Here is a 16,878-nt window from a genome sequence, read left to right as displayed (position 1 = left end):
ATGCACCCCATCGCACGCTGAGCAACCGACCCTGCCGCCATCGAAGCCCTGCGCCGGTGATCAGCAGCGAACCTCGGCCCTGGGCAGCAAGCCGCTCATCACTCGCTGTCGCCGAGAACCGCGTCCAGTAGCGGACGATGGGCTGGCGGTCTGGTGCACATCGGTGTTGAGAAAGGCGGCCGGATTTTGGCGGTGGCGGGTGGCGTGGCTACGGCTGCGGACGTCCGGCGGGGGTTGATGTCGCGGAAGATGATGCCGTACATGCAGTCGTTGAGCATCATGTCCAGGCGCTCCAGCCCGGCGAGCCGCGAGCGCGGCGTCTCCTACTGGACGAAGAACTGCCGCACCGGCCTGGAGTTGTCCGACCCGCACGTCCGCTTGGCTTGCGGTGCTGGTGCGGCGCTGCCTTCTTTGTTGGTTGGGGCGTGGTCGCTGCGCTGACCTAGCTGAACGGGCTGCTGGTGGGGTGCTCACCGGCTCACAGTCCGGCGTGCTGGGTGTCTTTCAGTTTTCGGGCCGGTCCTCGTCGGCTCTGTGTTGACGGCCGGAGGTAATTGAACGTGTTCAGTTTTTGGGGTTAGGGTCGTTGTAGTCGGTGGAGGGAGTGGGATGCGGGTCGTGATTCCCGGGGGGACCGGGCAGGTCGGGGCGGTGCTGGATCGTGCCTTGACGGCGGCGGGGCATGAGGTCGTGGTGCTGACCAGGACGCCTGTGGGGGCGCGTCAGGTCGGGTGGGACGGGCGGACGCTCGGGTCCTGGGCGAAGGTGGTCGACGGCAGTGATGTCATGATCAACCTGGCCGGGCGGAGTGTCAGTTGTCGTTACACGCCTGCCAACCTGCAGGAAATGATGGATTCGCGTGTCCACTCCGCTCGGGTCGTGGGGGAGGCGATCGCGGGCGCGGCTCGGCCGCCCAAGGTGTGGTTGCAGATGAGTACGGCCACGATCTACGCGCACCGGTTCGATGCGGCCAATGACGAGGCCGGTGGGGTGATCGGTGGCGGTGAGGCGGGGGTGCCCAAGTACTGGGGATACAGCGTCAAGATCGCCCGGAATTGGGAGCGGGCGCAGGAGTTGGCCGAGACGCCGGAGACTCGGAAGGTCGCTTTGCGGGCGGCCATGGTGATGAGTCCTGATCGGGGCGGGGTGTTCGACGTCCTGTCGTGGATGGCTCGGCTCGGGCTCGGGGGGCCGGTTGCCGGGGGTGCGCAGTTCGTGTCCTGGATCCATGACGTGGACTTCGTGCGGGCGGTCGAGTTCCTGATCGGGCGGGACGACATTGCGGGGGCGGTGAATCTCGCGTCGCCGGGGCCGTTGCCGCAGCGGGTGTTCATGCGGGCGCTGCGGTCGGCCTGGGGGGTGCCGGTCGGGTTGCCCGCGACCGCGTGGATGGCGGAGATCGGGGCGCTCGTGATCCGGTCGGATACCGAGTTGCTGCTCAAGAGCCGGCGGGTGGTGCCGGGGCGGTTGCTCGACGCCGGGTTCGGGTTCGAGCACGAGCGGTGGCCGGAAGCCGCGCGGGATCTTGTGCGGAGGGCGCGGTCCCGGGCATGAAGACGGGGTGGACGACCCTTCGTGGTGGGAAGGCCGCCGGCTCGGGCTGTGGACGGTCCTGCGGTCGGGGCTGACTACGGCGTTCCTGCTGGCGGCCTACTTCGTGGCGCCGCTGGACAAGACGTTCACGGCCTTCAGCGGGGTGGTGCTGGGGGCGGTCCTGGCGGTCCTCGCCGGGGTGGTCGGGTGGCAGGCGCGGGCGATCGTGCGGCACCCGGCGCCGCGGTTGCGTGCCGTTGAGGCGCTCATGACGTCCGCCGCGCTGTTCGTCGTCGCGTTCTCCACGAGCTACTGCCTGATGGGGAACGGGGCGTCGCCCGAGTTCTCCGAGCGGCTCTCGCATGTGGACGCTCTTTACTTCACCATGACCGTCTTCTCGTCGGTCGGCTTCGGCGACATCGTTCCGGTGTCGCAGGCGGCGCGGGTGCTGACCACCGTGCAGATGGCCGGAGACCTGGTGTTCCTCGGTCTCACCGCGAAGGTCTTCCTGGAGGCGATGCGCCGGGGCGTCGAGCGGCGGGAAGGCCGGTGACGAGGGGTTTCCGGGAGCGTGCCATGGGCACGTGTTTGACCGTTGCCAGGACGTGTCATTCGATGACCGGGGGGTTCCGAGATGACCTCGGGATGGTACGGGCCCAGTGGGAGGGATCCGTTCGAGGAGATGCTCGCCCGCTTCTTCGGGTCGCGGGCGCACCGGCGGCCGCAGGAGCGGATCAGCATCGCGCGGCTGATGAGCGAGCCGGCGCGGGAGCTGGTGCGGGACGCGGCGGCGCAGGCGGCGCAGTGGGGCAGCGTCGATCTGGACACCGACCATCTGCTGTGGGCGGCGACGCGGCAGCAGGGGACGCGGCAGTGGATCGCGCGGGCCGGCGCCGACCCGGACAAGATCAAGGAGGAGATCGAGGGGCACGCGCGGCGGGGGGAGCCGCGGGACGTGCCGCCGGAGCTGACGCCGTCGGCGAAGCGGGCGCTGCTGGATTCGCACCAGGTGTCGCGGGCGCTCGGGTCGTCCTATATCGGGCCTGAGCATGTGCTCTTCGCGCTGGCGCTCGACCGGGGGTCCAGCGCCGGGCGCATTCTCGACCATGAGCATGTGACGCCGGATTCGCTGCAGCAGGCGGCGACCGGCGGCGGGCCGGGGCAGCCGCCCGGCGGGGGCGGCGGGCAGCCGTCCGAGACGCCGACGCTGGACGAGTTCGGCCGCGATCTGACCGCGCTGGCGCGGGAGGGGCGGATCGACCCGGTGATCGGGCGGCACCAGGAGATCGAGGAGACCGTCGAGGTGCTGTCGCGGCGCACCAAGAACAACCCGGTGCTGATCGGTGATCCGGGGGTGGGGAAGACCGCGATCGCCGAGGGGCTCGCGCAGCGGATCGTCGACGACGATGTGCCGGAGACGCTGCGGGGCAAGCGGATCGTCCAGCTGGACCTGAGCGGCGTGGTCGCGGGCACCCGGTACCGGGGCGACTTCGAGGAGCGGCTGAAGAAGGTCGTGGACGAGATCCGCGAGCACGCCGACGAGCTGGTCGTGTTCATCGACGAGATCCACACGATCGTGGGCGCGGGCGGCGCGGAGGGCGCGGTGTCGGCCGGGAACATGCTGAAGCCGCCGCTGGCGCGCGGTGAGCTGCACGTGGTCGGCGCGACGACGATCGACGAGTACCGCCGCAACATCGAGAAGGACGCGGCGCTGGAGCGGCGGTTCCAGCCGATCCTGGTGAGCGAGCCGAGCGTCGACGACAGCATCGAGATCCTGCGCGGGCTGCGGGACCGTTACGAGGCGCACCACGCGGTGCGGTTCACCGACGAGGCGCTGGTCGCGGCCGTGGACCTGTCCAGCCGGTACCTGCCCGACCGGTTCCTGCCGGACAAGGCGATCGACCTGATCGACCAGGCGGGCGCGCGGGTGCGGCTGCGCTCGGGGACGCGGGACGGCAGCCGGCGGGAGCTGGAGCAGCGGCTCGACCGGCGGCGCCGGGAGAAGGACCAGGCCGTCTCCGACGAGGACTACGAGAAGGCGTCGGAGCTGCGCGACGAGATCGCCCGGCTGGAGAAGGACCTGGAGTCGGCGCGCGACGACGACGCCCCCGTGACCGTCCCGGAGGTGACGACGGAGGACATCGCCGAGGTCGTGTCGCGCATCTCCGGGGTGCCGGTCACGCAGCTCACGGAGGCGGAGCGGGAGCGGCTGACGCGGCTGGAGGAGCATCTGCACCAGCGCGTCGTCGGGCAGGAGGACGCGGTGGCGGCGGTGGCGCGGGCCGTCCGGCGGTCGCGCGCGGGGATGGGCGACCCGGACCGTCCGATCGGCGGGTTCCTGTTCCTCGGCCCGACCGGCGTCGGCAAGACGGAGCTGGCGAAGGCGCTGGCGGAGGCGCTGTTCGGCAGCCGGGACCGGATGATCCGGTTCGACATGAGCGAGTTCCAGGAGCGGCACACCGTCAGCCGGCTGATGGGCGCTCCGCCCGGATACGTCGGGTACGAGGAGGCGGGGCAGCTGACGGACGCCGTCCGGCGGCAGCCCTACTCGGTGATCCTGCTGGACGAGATCGAGAAGGCGCACCAGGACGTGTTCAACGTCCTGCTGCAGCTCCTCGACGACGGCCGGCTCACGGACGCGCAGGGCCGCACCGTCGACTTCCGCAACACCGTGGTGATCATGACGAGCAATCTGGGCTCGGAGCTGATCACCGGCACCACGGAGATCGGGTTCGGCACGCCGAGCGGGGAGGGCAGCGCGCTCAGCGACCGGATCATGCGGCGGCTGCGCGAGTCGTTCCGGCCCGAGTTCCTCAACCGGATCGACGAGATCATCGTGTTCCGGCGGCTGGAGGCGGGGCAGCTGCGGCAGATCACCGACCTGCTGCTGGACGAGACGCGCCGCCGCCTCCGCGCGCAGGACGTCGACGTCGACTTCACCCAGGAGGCCGTGGACTGGCTCGCCGAGCGCGGCTACCAGCCCGAGTTCGGCGCCCGGCCGCTGCGCCGCACGATCCAGCGGGAGGTGGACGACCAGCTCGCCGATCTGCTGCTGTCGGGCGATCTGGAGCACGGGCGGCATGTGGAGGTGTCCGCGGTGAACGGCGGTCTCCAGTTCGACGTCACGACCGAGTAAGGGTTATTGTCCTCTTGTAAGCCTTACAGGAGGACATCTGATGCTCATCCCTCTCGCTGATTACGCGAAGGGCGTCGAGGTCGTGAACGCCTTGGTGGCGACCTCGCCCGAGGTGCGGGGAAGCGAGGCGCTCGCGGACGCCGGCGCGCTGGCCCGGCTCCTTCCACCGTCGCTCGGATTCCGGACGCCCGACGCCGGAGACGTCGAGAAGGTCCGCTTCCTGCGCCGCGAGGTGCGCGCCGTGCTGGAGGCCGAGACCGAGGAGCGGGCGGTGGAGGGCGCGGCGCTGCTCGCCGGGCACGCCGGGCTCGCCCCGGTCCTGCGCCGCGACCCGTCCGGCCGGTGGCAGTGGTACGTACCGACGGTCCGGGACGCCTCGCTCGTCGGGGAGCTGGCCGCCGTCGCGGGCGTCGCGCTGCTCGGCCTCGTCCGGGCGCTCGGCCACGAGCGGTTCCGGGCGTGCGAGGCCCCCGGCTGCGCGGGCGTGTTCGCCGACGCCAGCCGCGCCGGGCGCCGCCGCTTCTGCATGCCCGAGCGGTGCGGGAACCGGCTCAACGTCGCCAACCACCGCGCCCGCCGCCAGGCGGTGACCCGGTGACCGCCCCGCTCGACGGCGCGATCCGGCTGCCGGACGGCGCCTGGATCCGCGGACGCGGGCTCCGCAACCCGGCGCCGGGCGGGCCCGAGCCCGCGTTCGGCCTCTACCTCGGCACCGCGAAGCTGCGGAGCCGCCACGAGCCGGAGCTGCGCTGGGAGTCGGCGTGGCTCGACTGGCCCGACTTCCGGCTGCCCCGCGACCGCGACGAGGCCGTCCGGCAGATCCGCGCCCTGCACGAGCGGGCCGGGGCCGGCGAGGCGGTGGAGGTCGCCTGCGGCGGCGGCATCGGGCGCACCGGGACCGTCGTCGCCTGCCTGGCCGTCCTCGCCGGGGTCGAGCCGTCCGGGGCGGTCGCCTGGGCGCGCGAGCACCATCACCCGCGCGCCGTGGAGACGCCCTGGCAGCGCCGCTGGGTCGCCCGCTTCCCGGCCGGCCGGTAGGCGCCGCTAGGCGCCGAGGATCAGGGTCGCGGCGTGCTCGCCGATCATCATGCTGGGGGCGTTGGTGTTGCCGCCGATGATGCTCGGCATGATCGACGCGTCCGCGACCCGGAGCCCCTCGACGCCGCGGACCCGCAGCGCCGGGTCGACGACGGCGCGCTCGTCCGACCCCATCCGGCAGCTGCCGACCGGGTGGTAGACGGTCGTGGCGCGGTTCGGCAGCTCCTTCGCCAGCGCGGCGCGGTCCGGGTAGGACGTTCCGGGCGACAGCTCCGCCTTGACGTCCCCGGCGATGATCTTGTTGTTCATCACCTCGCGGACCAGCTCGATGCCGTCCAGCAGCAGCCGGGCGTCGTCGGGGTCGGACAGGTAGCCGGGGTCGATCACCGGCGCGGCGGCCGGGTCCGCGGACGCCAGCCGGACCGTGCCGCGGCTCTTCGGGTAGATCAGCGTCGGCATGATCGTCAGCGCGGGCCGCTTGTCGACCTTGTGCCGCACCGGGGCGTCCTGGTTCGGGAACGGGTACGACCACGGCAGCGCGTGGATCTGGATGTCGGGGACGTCCCCGGCCTGCCCGCTGCGGACGAACCCGACCGCCTCGAACACGCTGCGGGCCACCCACGTCCCGCCCTTCGTCCACTCCTTGGCGACGCCCTTGGCGAAGTAGGGCGCGGTGCCCCGGTGCCGGGCCGTGTCCATGATGAACGTCATCGGCACGAACATGTGGTCGTGCAGGTTGTCGCCGACGGGCAGGTCCGCGTGGACCTCGATGCCGTGCTCCCGCAGGTGCGCGGCGGGGCCGACGCCGGACAGCATCAGCAGGTGCGGCGACCCGAACGCGCCCGCCGCGAGGATGACCTCCTTGGACGCCCGGATCGTCCCCTTGCCCTTCTTGGTGACGACCTCGACGCCCGTCGCGCGGCCCTTGTCGATCGTCACGCGGCCGACGGTCGCGCCGGTCAGGACGGTCAGGTTCGACAGGCCGTGGTCGTCCAGGTAGCCGACGGACGAGCTGTAGCGCAGGCCCTTGTCGACGCTCTGCTGGAAGATGCCGGCGCCTTCCTGCTCCTCGCCGTTGTAGTCGTCGTTCCGCTTCACCCCGGCCGTCTCGATCAGCGACTCGATGAACGCCTCGGAGGCGGGCGTCAGGTCGCGCTGCCGGGTCACCTGGATCGGGCCGCCGGCGCCGCGCAGCTCGCTGGCGCCGTCCTCCCAGTTCTCCATGCGCTTGTAGCTGGCGAGGACGTCCTCGTAGCCCCAGCCGGGGCAGCCGTCCGCCGCCCAGTCGTCGTAGTTCTTGCGGTGCCCCCGCACGAACAGCATCCCGTTGATCGATCCGGAGCCGCCGAGGACCTTCCCCCGGGTCTGCGGGATCTTCCGGTCGAGCGCGCTGCCCTGCGGGGTGCTGTAGAAGCCCCAGTCCAGCTTCTTCTTCAGCTGCGGGACGTTGTGGAAGACGGCGATCAGCCCCGGCTTGCGGACCAGCGGCGTCCGGTCCGGGCCGCCCGCCTCCACCAGGACGACGCTCGCCCCCGAGTCGGCCAGGCGCCGCGCCAGCACGCACCCCGCGCTCCCGGCCCCCACCACGACGTAGTCAGCGGTCTGGTCCATGTCTTCCTCTCAGCGGCGTCCGCGCACGCGCGGACGACCCCAGTCGAGGGCCCGCGCCTGGCCCGGTCGGCGCCGCCGCGAGGGCGACTAATGGGTGCGCCGATCGTAGAAGGACCGGAATGCGCCGCCAACCCCTGTCCCGATGACCGGAATCCCCGCGCGTCCGCCGGGACGGGGGCTGGCCCCACCCCCGGTCAGGGAGATCACACCAGTGTGCAGGGGAGCGCGCCCGCTTAGCGTTCGAGGACATGACCAGAATGCACCGGATCATCGCGTTGCTGCTGGGAGCCGCCGCGATCGCCGCCACCGCGGCGGCGCCGCCGGCACGGGCCGCCCGCGCGCGCTGCGGCGACCATGACGTCCTGCGGACCGCCTTGGAGCGCATGACGGGCGTCCACGGCCTGACGGGCGCGGCGGTGCGGGTCGACGACCCGCGCTGCGGGACGTGGACGCACGCGAGCGGCGTCGCCGACCGGCGGACGGGCCGCCCGATGAGCGCCGGCCTGCGGGGGCGGATCGGCAGCATCACCAAGACGTTCACGGCCGCCACCGTCCTCGCGCTGGCGGCGGAGGGCCGCGTCCGGCTGGACGCGCCCGTCGAGCGCTACCTCCCGGGCCTGCTCGACCGCGGCGGCTACGACGGACGGAAGATCACCGTGCGGAGCCTGCTGCGGCACACCAGCGGCCTGCCCGACCACATGGACACCTTCGAGAGCACCGACGACTTCCGCTTCCGGCACTTCGAGCCGGAGGAACTGGTCGCGCGGGCGCTCACGCTGCCGCCACCTGGCCCCGGGTGGCACTACTCCACGACCAACTATGTGATCGCAGGGCTCATCGTGGAGAAGGTCAGCGGGCACGGGGTGGAGGACGAAGTCTCGAACCGGATCATCAAGCCGCTGCGGCTCCACGACACCTACTGGCCCGGTGACGAGACCCGGATCCGGGGACCGCACCCGCGCGGCTACGTCCGCGAGGAGGACGGCTCCTACACCGACTACACCGAGATGAACGTGTCGGCGGGCGGGGCGGGCGGTGCGCTCATCTCCAGCCCCCGCGACGTCAGCGCGTTCTTCGGGGCCCTGATGGGCGGGCGGCTGCTGCCCCCGGCGATGCTCGCGGAGATGAAGCGGGCCGTCCCCGCCGACCCCGACCGCGTGTGGGAGGGCGCGCGGTACGGCCTCGGCCTGATCGGGACGCCGCTGCGCTGCGGCGGCGACTGGTGGGGCCACGCCGGCGACATCGACGGCTTCACCGCGATCTCCGGCACGGCGCCGTCCGGACGCCGCGTCGCGGTCGCCTTCAACGAGAACCCGTCGACCTTCGAAGCGTTCACCGGCGAACTGGACGTCGTCCAGGCCGCCCTGTGCGAGGAGGCGGCATGAGGACGATCCGATGGGCGGCGGCGCTGACCGGAACGGCCGCCGCGCTGGCGCTGCTCGCCCCGGCCGCCTCGGCGGCCCCGGCCGGACAGCGCGGCGACGGCCTCGACCGCTTCTACCAGCAGCGGCTCACGTGGAAGGCGTGCACGCTCGGCCCGGACGACGAGGTCGGCGCCGAACTCGACAAGGCCGGCGCGCGGTGCGCCGACGTGACCGTCCCGCTCGACTACGCCCGGCCGGACGGCCGGACGATGACCGTCGCGATCTCCCGGCTCGCGGCGTCCGACACCCGGCACCGGGTCGGGACGATGATCCTCAACGGCGGCGGGCCGGGGCCGTCGCTCGACCTGCCGCCCTACATGCGCGGCGTCATGGGCGCGGCGGGCCCGCGCTACGACCTCGTTGGGATGGACCCGCGCTCCCTCGGCCGGAGCGGCGGGGTCGACTGCGGCTGGCCCGCCGGCACGTGGATCAAGGGCGCGGGCGCGACGCGCCGCTCGTTCGACCGGTCCGTCGCGTTCGCCAAGGACCTGGCACAGCGGTGCGCGCGGACGAACGGCGACGTGCTCCCGTACATCAGCACCCGCAACATCGCCCGTGACATGGACGTCGTCCGCGGTGTGCTCGGCGAGCGGAAGGTGTCCTACAACGGCGGCTCTTACGGCACCTACCTCGGCCAGGTCTACGCGGCGATGTTCCCGGGACGGCTCGACCGGGTCGTCCTCGACAGTTCGCAGGACACGCTGTCCTGGGGGCCGCGCGTCATCGCCACCATGGGACGGGCGAACGACCGGGCTCTCGGCGACTGGGCGGCGTGGGCGGCGCAGCGGCACGCGATGTACGGGCTCGGGGAGACGCGCGGCGACGTCCTGGCGACCGTGGAGCGGATCTACGCGGCGTCCGCCCGCGCGCCGCTCGCCGTCGGCCGGCACCGCCTGGACGACACGATGCTGCCGGTGGTGCTGTTCGACAACCTCGGCACCGACGAGGACGAGGCGCGGGCGAGCCTCGCCGCGTCGGTGCGGGTGCTGGCGGACGCCGCCGCAGGACGTCCCGCGCAGCCCACCCCCGACCTCGACGCGGAACTCACCTTCCTGCTGACCGGGGCGGAGTCGCGGTACGGCAGCGGCCAGAGCGCCATCATCTGCGGGGACGTGGCGGCGCCGCGCGACCCCGAGGTCTACTGGCGGGACGTCCAGCGGCATCGCGGAGACAGCCCCCTGTTCGCGCCGGTGGGCCACGGCATCAGCCCGTGCGCGTTCTGGCCGGTGCGTCCCGCCGAGCCGCCGGTCCGGGGCGTCGGGCCCTTGCCCGCGCTGATGGTGGCCGCGACCGGCGACACCCGCACCACCTACGCCGGCAACGAGGTCGCGCACCGGATGCTTCCCGGCAGCCGGATGATCACGTTGCGGGCGAACGTCCACGCCCCCTACCAGCGCGGCTACCCGAACGCGTGCGTCCGGGACCGGACGAACGACTACCTCGCCACCGGCCGCCTGCCGTCCCGCGACCTCGTCTGCGCCCCCGAGTAACCGGGCGCGGCGGGAGCACCGCGCCGTCCGGCTCCTCAGCGGAGGATGCCGGCGGCGCGGGCCTCCGTCAGCCACGACGGGAACTCGTTCATCAGGCGCCCGTACAGGTCGTCGTCGGCGATGCTCCTCGGCTCCGGGCCGGCCGGGAAGAAGTCGGCGTTGTCGATCGCGCGCTTGCGCGGGACGGGCAGGTCGTCGAGCTTGCGCAGGAACTTGAACGCGTCGTCGCCGAACCCGACGAACTGCCAGAAGATCGGGAGCGTGGATGCGGCGCACAGGGTCTTCTCCGCCGCCGTCCGCGAGTCCGGCGACCCGTCGGTCTGGAAGATGACGTACGCGGGCGCGGTGGCCCCGCTCGCCCGGTAATGGTCGATGACGGCCTGCATGGCGGCGGCGTAGTTCGTGGTCCCCATGTGCCCCAGGCGCTCGTGCTCCTCGTTGATCCGGCCCTGGTAGCGGGTGAGGCTCACATCCACCGGCGGGTGCGCGACCTTGTCGAAGAACACGACGGGGACCACGCCGTCGTCGTCCAGGTGCGCGGAGAGCGCGAGCGCCTGCTCCGCGAGGTGCTGGACGGTCCCGTCCTTGTAGTAGCGGCGCATCGACCCGGACCGGTCGAGCACCAGGTAGACGGCGGCGCGCTCCCCGCCGAGCCCGCGCTTTTCGAGGTTGACCTTGGCGGCCTTGTAGAGGCTGACCAGGCCGGGTGCGGTCGATTGGACCTTGTCCAGGCTGATGGGCATGAGGCGCTCCCGGTAGGCGATCTGGACGTCCAAGAATGCACTGTTATGCCAGGTCAGTGCAGGGTTCTGCCGGATCCGGCCGTCCCGGCGTGTCAGGCGTCGTAATCGACGGTGAGATGTGCGGTCGCCGGGACCGACTGGCAGGTCAGGACGTAGCCGGCCTCGACCTCCGCCGGGTCGAGCGCGAAGTTGCGGCGCATGTCGACCTCGCCCTCCACGACCTTGGCCCGGCAGGTGCCGCACACGCCGCCCTTGCACGCGAACGGCAGGTCGGGCCGGACGCGCTGCGCGGAGTCGAGGACGGTCGCGTCCTGGGGCTGGGTGAGGGTCGACGAGCGGCCGTCCAGGACGACCGTGACCTCGCACGCCGGGCCCGTGGGGGCGTCCTGCCTCCGGATCGGCTCGGGCGGCGGCTCGTCCACGTAGAAGAGTTCCTGGTGGACGCGTTCGCGCGGCACACCGAACCCCTGGAGGACGTCGCGGGCATCGGTGACCATGCCGAGCGGCCCGCACAGCCACCAGTGGTCCACGTCGGAGATGGGGACGAGGAGGGGGAGCAGCGTGCGCAGCCGGTCGGCGTCCAGGCGGCCGCTGAACAGCTCCGCCTCGCGCGGTTCCTGGGACAGGACGTGCACCAGCTCGAAGCGGTCGGGGTGCGCGTCCTTCAGGTCGGCCAGCTCGTCGGCGAACATGACGGTGCCGCTGCTCCGGTTGCCGTACAGGACGGTGACGCGGCCGTCCGGGTCGGCGAGCGCGGACGCGGCGATCGACAGCACCGGCGTGATCCCGGACCCGGCGGCGATCAGCACATGGTGCCCGGTCCGCGTGCCGAGCGTGAACGTGCCGGACGGCGGCAGGACCTCGACGACGTCGCCCGGACGCACGTCGCGCACCAGCCACGCGGAGAACAGGCCGTCCGGGATCTCGCGGACGCCGATGCGCGGCGCGGCCCCGGCGGGCGCGCAGATCGAGTAGGAGCGGCGCTCCTCCCGGCCGTCGATCACGCGGCGCAGGGTGAGGAACTGGCCGGGCCGGAACGCGTACGCGTCCGCCAGGTCCGGCGGCACCTCGAAGGTGACCGCGACCGCGTCGTCGCACAGCCGCTCCACGCCGGCGACGCGCAGCGCGTGGAAGCCGGTGCGGCGGGGTGCGACCTCGGTGAGCGTCACTCAGATCTCCTTGAAGTGCTCGAACGGCTCGCGGCAGGACGCGCAGCGCCGCAGCGACTTGCAGGCGGTCGCGCCGAACCGGGACAGCTCGACGGTGTCGGACGAGCCGCAGCGCGGGCACGGGACGCCGCGGGTCGGGCCGAGCGTGAGCGGGATCGGGCCGGGCGCGCGGCGGGGCGCCGCGCCGGGCGGCGCGATCCCGGCCTCGCGGAGCTTGCGGCGGCCGGGCTCGCTGATCCAGTCGGTCGTCCACGGCGGGTCGAGGACGGTCCGGACCGCCACGTCGGCGTACCCGGCGTCGGCGAGCCTGCGCCGCAGGTCGGCGCGCATCGCGTCCAGGGCCGGGCAGCCGGTGTAGGTCGGGGTGATCGTCACCTCGACGCGGCCGGGCTCCTCCCGGACGTCGCGCAGCACCCCGAGCTCCGCGAGCGTCAGCATCGGCAGCTCGGGGTCGGTGACGGTCTCGGCGACCGCGCGCGCGCTCACCATTCCGCCTCCGGATGCTCGCGGGCGAGGCCCTGCATCTCGACGAGCAGGGCGGCCAGCGCGGGGGAGTGCGCGCCGTCCCGTCCTGCCAGGTGGGGCGGCACGGGCTCGGGGCGCCGCAGGGTCGCCCTGGCAAGCACCTCACCGATGACCGCGTCGCACTCGTCGCGGACGTCGGCCGGGTCGACGCCCACCCCGGCGTCGGACAGCAGGCGCTCGGTCTCGTGCGTCGCGAACAGCTCGCCGGTCAGCGGCCACAGGCCGTCGAGGGCGGCCTGCGCGCGCTCGTGGGAGAGGTCGGTGCCGTCGCCGAGCCTGACCGTCCACAGCGCGGCGTGGTCGCGGTGGTAGGCGACCTCCTTGACGCTCTTCGCGGCGATCGCGGCGAGGACCGGGTCCGCGGACGCGGTGAGCCGGTCGAGCAGCGCGAGCCGCCACGTCGCGAACAGCAGCAGCCGGACGGTCGAGTACGCGAAGTCGCCGTTCTCCGCCTCGGCGAGGCCGACGTTGCGGAACTCGGACGCGTCCCGGAAGTAGGCGAGGTCGTCCTCGCCGCGGCCCTTGTCCTCGGCGACGCCGGCGCGGGCCAGCAGCAGCCGGGCCTGGCCGAGCAGGTCGAGCGCGATGTTGGCGAGCGCGACCTCCTCCTCCAGTTCGGGCGCGTGCGTGCACCACTCCTGGAGGCGGTGCGACATGACGAGCGCGTCGTCGCCCAGCATCAGGCAGTACGCGGCCAGCGCGTCGCGGTCGACCCCGTCCGGCACGGACGGGTCGATCCCGGCGAGCGGGTCGTCGAACCCGGTGCCGAACGCCCAGCGGCTGTCGTCGCTCTCCTCGGAGAGCGCCTCGAACGGATTGTCGGACGACATCAGAAGCCTCACATATGGGGGACGTTCTCGGGGATGTCGTAGAACGTCGGGTGGCGGTAGACCTTGTCGCCGCTGGGTGCGAAGAACGGGTCCTTCTCGTCGGGGCTGGACGCGGTGACGTCCTCCGACCTCACTACCCAGATGCTGACGCCCTCGTTCCGCCGCGTGTACAGGTCGCGGGCGTTGCGCAGCGCCATCTCGGCGTCGGGGGCGCGCAGCGAGCCGACGTGGACGTGGTTCAGGCCGCGCTTGCCGCGGACGAACACCTCGTAGAGCGGCCAGTCCTTCTCCATCACGCCACCTCCCTCCCGGTGTGCCGGTTCGTGTGCTTCGCGGCGTACGCGGCGGCGGCCTCGCGCACCCAGGCGCCGTCCTCGTGGGCCTTGCGGCGCCGCTCGATCCGCTCGGCATTGCAGGGGCCGTCGCCGCTGATCACGCGCTTCAGCTCCGACCAGTCGATCTCGCCGAAGTCGTGGTGGCCGCGCTCCTCGTTCCAGCGCAGGTCGGGGTCGGGCAGCGTGACGCCGAGCGCCTCGGCCTGCGGGACGGTCATGTCGACGAACCGCTGCCGCAGCTCGTCGTTGGTGTGCCGCTTGATCTTCCAGGCCATGGACTGCGCGGTGTGCGTGGAGTCGGCGTCCGGCGGCCCGAACATCATCAGGGACGGCCACCACCAGCGGTTCACGGCGTCCTGCACCATCTCCCGCTGGGCGTCGGTGCCGCGCATGAGCGTCATCAGCAGCTCGTAGCCCTGCCGCTGGTGGAACGACTCCTCCTTGCAGATCCGGATCATGGCCCGCGCGTACGGGCCGTAGGAACTGCGGCACAGCGGCACCTGGTTGCAGATCGCGGCGCCGTCCACCAGCCAGCCGATCACGCCGACGTCCGCGAACGTCAGCGTCGGGTAGTTGAAGATCGACGAGTACTTCTGCTTCCCGGAGATCAGCTTGGCGGTGAGGTCGGACCGGTCGGCGCCGAGCGTCTCCGCGGCCGAGTACAGGTAGAGGCCGTGGCCCGCCTCGTCCTGCACCTTGGCCAGCAGGATCGCCTTGCGGCGCAGCGACGGCGCGCGGGTGATCCAGAGGCCCTCCGGCTGCATGCCGATGATCTCCGAGTGGGCGTGCTGCGCGATCTGCCGGATCATCGTCGACCGGTACTTGTCGGGCATCCAGTCGCGCGGCTCGATCCGCTGGTCGCGCTCGATGGTCCGCTCGAAGTGCTCCTGCGTCATGCCGTCTCCTCCGGGCGCTTGGCGACCAGCGTCAGGACGTCGTACTGCGCGACGACGGCGCCGTCCTGCCGGGTGACCTCGGTGTCCCAGCGGACCTCCCCGTAGTCGGCGTTCTCGCGCGGGGTGATCTGCTTGGCGGTGAGCTTCACCGTCAGCTCGTCGCCGGGGAACGTCGGGGCGAGGAACCGCAGGTTCTCCAGCCCGTAGTTGGCGAGGACGGGGCCGGGCTCCGGCGAGACGAACAGGCCCGCCGCGAACGACACGACGAGGTAGCCGTGCGCGACCCGGCCGCCGAAGAACGGGTTGGCCTTGGCGGCCTCCTCGTCCATGTGGGCGTAGAAGGTGTCGCCGGTGAACTCGGCGAAGTGCTCGATGTCGGCGAGGGTGACGGTGCGCGGGCCGGCCACGACCGTGTCGCCGACCGCCAGGTCTTCGAGGTGCTTGCGGAACGGGTGCTCGCCGGTCTCGGTGCGGGGCGCGCCCGGCGTCCAGCGGCCGGTGATCGCGGACAGCATCGACGGCCCGGCCTGGACGGCGGTGCGCTGCATGTGGTGCATGACCCCGCGCATCCCGCCCATCTCCTCGCCGCCGCCCGCGCGTCCCGGACCGCCGTGCACGAGGCCCGGCATCGGGGAGCCGTGGCCGGTGGACTCCTTCGCGTCCTCCTCGTTCAGGACGAGCAGCCGCCCGTGCCACGGCGCGGCGCCGAGGACGACGCGGCGCGCGAACACGGGGTCGGCGGTGACGACCGAGCCGACCAGGCTGCCGAGGCCGCGCGCGGCGAGCGCGACGGCCTGCTCGGCGCCGTCGTAGGGGAGCAGGGTGCTGACCGGGCCGAACGCCTCGACCTCGTGCGGCTCGGCGCGGGCGGTGTCGTCCACGCGCAGCAGGACCGGGGACATGAACGCGCCGCGCTCGGCGTCGGCGCCGGCGACCTCGACGTTCTCGGGGTCGCCGAACACGATCCGGCCCGCGTCGAGGAGCTTCTTGAGCTGCCGGCGGACCTCCTCGCGCTGTTCGAGGGTCGCGAGCGCGCCCATCCGGATGTCCGGGTCGGACGGGTTGCCGATCTTCACCCGCGCGAGCCGCTCGCTCGCGGCCTGCGCCACGTCGTCCATCAGGTCGGACGGCACGAGCGCCCGCCGGATGGCCGTGCACTTCTGGCCCGCCTTCACCGTCATCTCGGTGACGAGCTGCTTGACGAACAGGTCGAACTCGGCCGTGCCGGGGCGGGCGTCCGGGCCGAGGATCGCGCAGTTCAGCGAGTCGGCCTCCGCGTTGAACCGGACCGACCGCCCGGTCACGACCGGGTGCGCGCGCAGCAGCCGCCCGGTCGAGGCGGACCCGGTGAACGCCAGGACGTCCTGCTCGGTCAGGTGGTCGAGCAGGTCGCCGGGGTCGCCGCAGACGAGCTGGAGCGTGCCCTCCGGCAGGATGCCCGACTCGACGATCAGCTCGACCAGCCGGGCGGACAGGTACGCCGTCTGCGGCGCGGGCTTCACCAGGCTCGGCATCCCGGCGAGGAACGCGGGCGCGAGCTTCTCCAGCGGGCCCCAGACGGGGAAGTTGAACGCGTTGATCTGCACGGCGACGCCCTGCAGCGGCGTGCAGACGTGCCGTCCGGCGAAGGTGCCGCCCTTGCTGAGCGGCTCCACGTCCCCGTCGACCAGGACCGTGTCGTTCGGCAGCTCGCGCTTGCCCTTGCTCGCGTACGCCATCAGGACGCCGATGCCGCCGTCCACGTCGATGCGGGAGTCGGCGAGGGTGGCGCCGGTGCGGGCCGACAGCGCGTACAGCTCGTCGCGGTGCTCGCGCAGGTGCAGGCCGAGCCGCTTCAGCAGGGCGGCGCGCTGGTGGAACGTCAGCTCCCGCAGGGCCGTGCCGCCCGTGCGGCGGCCGTGCTCCAGCGCGGCCCCCATGTCGATGCCGGTCGAGGAGATCCGGGCGACCTCCGCCCCGGTCACGGCGTCGGTGAGCGGCGCGCCCTCGTCCGGCGGGACGTGCCACGCGCCGGACACGTAACTGGGCAGCGGAGCCATCGGGCCTCCTCGAATTACTGACCGTCCGTTCAGTCAGATATTAACCCGGGGACCGGGCCCGGGAGAAGAGCTGAACGGCGTTCGGCGCTGCGATAATGGGTCCGTGGGC

Annotated in this window: 17 protein-coding genes; 8 read left to right on the top strand and 9 right to left on the bottom strand. The window is 72.6% G+C overall.

The features are described 5' to 3' along the window. Positions 1 to 98: 98 nt before the first annotated feature. On the bottom strand, positions 99 to 278 hold the full coding sequence (locus tag ACGFI1_RS30770; RefSeq protein ID WP_392738901.1) for a lysine 5,6-aminomutase subunit alpha TIM-barrel domain-containing protein: 180 nt from the start codon (positions 276 to 278) through the stop codon (positions 99 to 101). Here ACGFI1_RS30770 and ACGFI1_RS30765 point away from each other — a divergent pair. The 6 genes from ACGFI1_RS30765 to ACGFI1_RS30740 all read left to right on the top strand — a co-directional run bounded on the left by ACGFI1_RS30765 (position 262) and on the right by ACGFI1_RS30740 (position 5,707). After that, a complete protein-coding gene (locus ACGFI1_RS30765) occupies positions 262 to 441 on the top strand; it encodes a hypothetical protein (protein ID WP_392790387.1) in 180 nt (59 codons plus the stop codon). The two genes, ACGFI1_RS30770 and ACGFI1_RS30765, sit on opposite strands and share 17 nt — an antisense overlap. A 168-nt stretch (positions 442 to 609) precedes the next feature. Further along, positions 610 to 1,554, top strand: a complete 945-nt coding sequence (locus ACGFI1_RS30760; RefSeq protein WP_392790384.1) for a DUF1731 domain-containing protein — start codon at positions 610 to 612, stop codon at positions 1,552 to 1,554. Between the two features lie 7 nt (positions 1,555 to 1,561). Continuing rightward, on the top strand, positions 1,562 to 2,086 hold the full coding sequence (locus ACGFI1_RS30755) for a potassium channel family protein (RefSeq protein WP_138636481.1): 525 nt from the start codon (positions 1,562 to 1,564) through the stop codon (positions 2,084 to 2,086). An 81-nt stretch (positions 2,087 to 2,167) separates the two neighbouring features. Next, positions 2,168 to 4,669, top strand: a complete 2,502-nt coding sequence (locus ACGFI1_RS30750) for an ATP-dependent Clp protease ATP-binding subunit (RefSeq protein WP_392790380.1) — start codon at positions 2,168 to 2,170, stop codon at positions 4,667 to 4,669. 40 nt (positions 4,670 to 4,709) lie between these two features. Beyond that, a complete protein-coding gene (locus ACGFI1_RS30745) occupies positions 4,710 to 5,267 on the top strand; it encodes a CGNR zinc finger domain-containing protein (protein ID WP_392790378.1) in 558 nt (185 codons plus the stop codon). After that, complete coding sequence (locus tag ACGFI1_RS30740) at positions 5,264 to 5,707, top strand: protein-tyrosine phosphatase family protein (protein WP_138636478.1); 444 nt, start codon at positions 5,264 to 5,266, stop codon at positions 5,705 to 5,707. Before ACGFI1_RS30745 ends, ACGFI1_RS30740 begins: the two co-directional genes overlap by 4 nt. 6 nt (positions 5,708 to 5,713) lie before the next feature. Here ACGFI1_RS30740 and ACGFI1_RS30735 read toward each other — a convergent pair whose 3' ends face one another. Continuing rightward, the gene (locus tag ACGFI1_RS30735) at positions 5,714 to 7,318 is read right to left on the bottom strand and encodes a GMC family oxidoreductase (protein WP_392790375.1); all 1,605 of its coding nucleotides are present in this window, start codon (positions 7,316 to 7,318) and stop codon (positions 5,714 to 5,716) included. A gap of 248 nt (positions 7,319 to 7,566) precedes the next feature. Here ACGFI1_RS30735 and ACGFI1_RS30730 point away from each other — a divergent pair, with 248 nt between their 5' ends. Together ACGFI1_RS30730 and ACGFI1_RS30725 are read left to right on the top strand one after the other, a co-directional pair. Next, positions 7,567 to 8,703 (top strand): serine hydrolase domain-containing protein, encoded by a 1,137-nt coding sequence (locus ACGFI1_RS30730; protein ID WP_386874462.1) that lies wholly within the window; start codon positions 7,567 to 7,569, stop codon positions 8,701 to 8,703. Beyond that, positions 8,700 to 10,232, top strand: coding sequence for an alpha/beta hydrolase (locus tag ACGFI1_RS30725; protein ID WP_392790373.1), 1,533 nt, complete (start codon positions 8,700 to 8,702; stop codon positions 10,230 to 10,232). The genes ACGFI1_RS30730 and ACGFI1_RS30725 overlap by 4 nt, the downstream gene beginning before the upstream one ends. 35 nt (positions 10,233 to 10,267) lie before the next feature. Here ACGFI1_RS30725 and ACGFI1_RS30720 read toward each other — a convergent pair whose 3' ends face one another. Genes ACGFI1_RS30720 through paaZ form a run of 7 tightly spaced genes read right to left on the bottom strand, consistent with a single transcriptional unit; the run spans position 10,268 to position 16,769 of the window. Continuing rightward, the gene (locus ACGFI1_RS30720) at positions 10,268 to 11,008 is read right to left on the bottom strand and encodes a vWA domain-containing protein (protein ID WP_392790370.1); all 741 of its coding nucleotides are present in this window, start codon (positions 11,006 to 11,008) and stop codon (positions 10,268 to 10,270) included. 59 nt (positions 11,009 to 11,067) lie between these two features. Continuing rightward, on the bottom strand, positions 11,068 to 12,144 hold the full coding sequence (gene paaE, locus ACGFI1_RS30715; RefSeq protein WP_392790368.1) for a 1,2-phenylacetyl-CoA epoxidase subunit PaaE: 1,077 nt from the start codon (positions 12,142 to 12,144) through the stop codon (positions 11,068 to 11,070). Continuing rightward, on the bottom strand, positions 12,145 to 12,633 hold the full coding sequence (gene paaD, locus ACGFI1_RS30710) for a 1,2-phenylacetyl-CoA epoxidase subunit PaaD (protein WP_392790364.1): 489 nt from the start codon (positions 12,631 to 12,633) through the stop codon (positions 12,145 to 12,147). Continuing rightward, positions 12,627 to 13,499, bottom strand: a complete 873-nt coding sequence (paaC, locus tag ACGFI1_RS30705; protein WP_138636473.1) for a 1,2-phenylacetyl-CoA epoxidase subunit PaaC — start codon at positions 13,497 to 13,499, stop codon at positions 12,627 to 12,629. Before paaC ends, paaD begins: the two co-directional genes overlap by 7 nt. Positions 13,500 to 13,507: 8 nt before the next feature. Then, positions 13,508 to 13,792: a 1,2-phenylacetyl-CoA epoxidase subunit PaaB gene (gene paaB / locus ACGFI1_RS30700; RefSeq protein WP_138636472.1), complete on the bottom strand. Its 285-nt coding sequence runs from the start codon at positions 13,790 to 13,792 to the stop codon at positions 13,508 to 13,510. Next, positions 13,792 to 14,730 (bottom strand): 1,2-phenylacetyl-CoA epoxidase subunit PaaA, encoded by a 939-nt coding sequence (paaA, locus tag ACGFI1_RS30695; RefSeq protein WP_392790362.1) that lies wholly within the window; start codon positions 14,728 to 14,730, stop codon positions 13,792 to 13,794. Before paaA ends, paaB begins: the two co-directional genes overlap by 1 nt. Next, positions 14,727 to 16,769, bottom strand: coding sequence for a phenylacetic acid degradation bifunctional protein PaaZ (gene paaZ / locus ACGFI1_RS30690; protein ID WP_392790357.1), 2,043 nt, complete (start codon positions 16,767 to 16,769; stop codon positions 14,727 to 14,729). Before paaZ ends, paaA begins: the two co-directional genes overlap by 4 nt. Positions 16,770 to 16,878: the final 109 nt, after the last annotated feature.

The organism is Actinomadura geliboluensis (genome assembly GCF_043197915.1).
GTDB classification, from domain to species: domain Bacteria; phylum Actinomycetota; class Actinomycetes; order Streptosporangiales; family Streptosporangiaceae; genus Spirillospora; species Spirillospora geliboluensis.
Note: the sequence above shows the minus strand (reverse complement) of the source record. Positions and strands in the feature narration are given on the sequence as shown.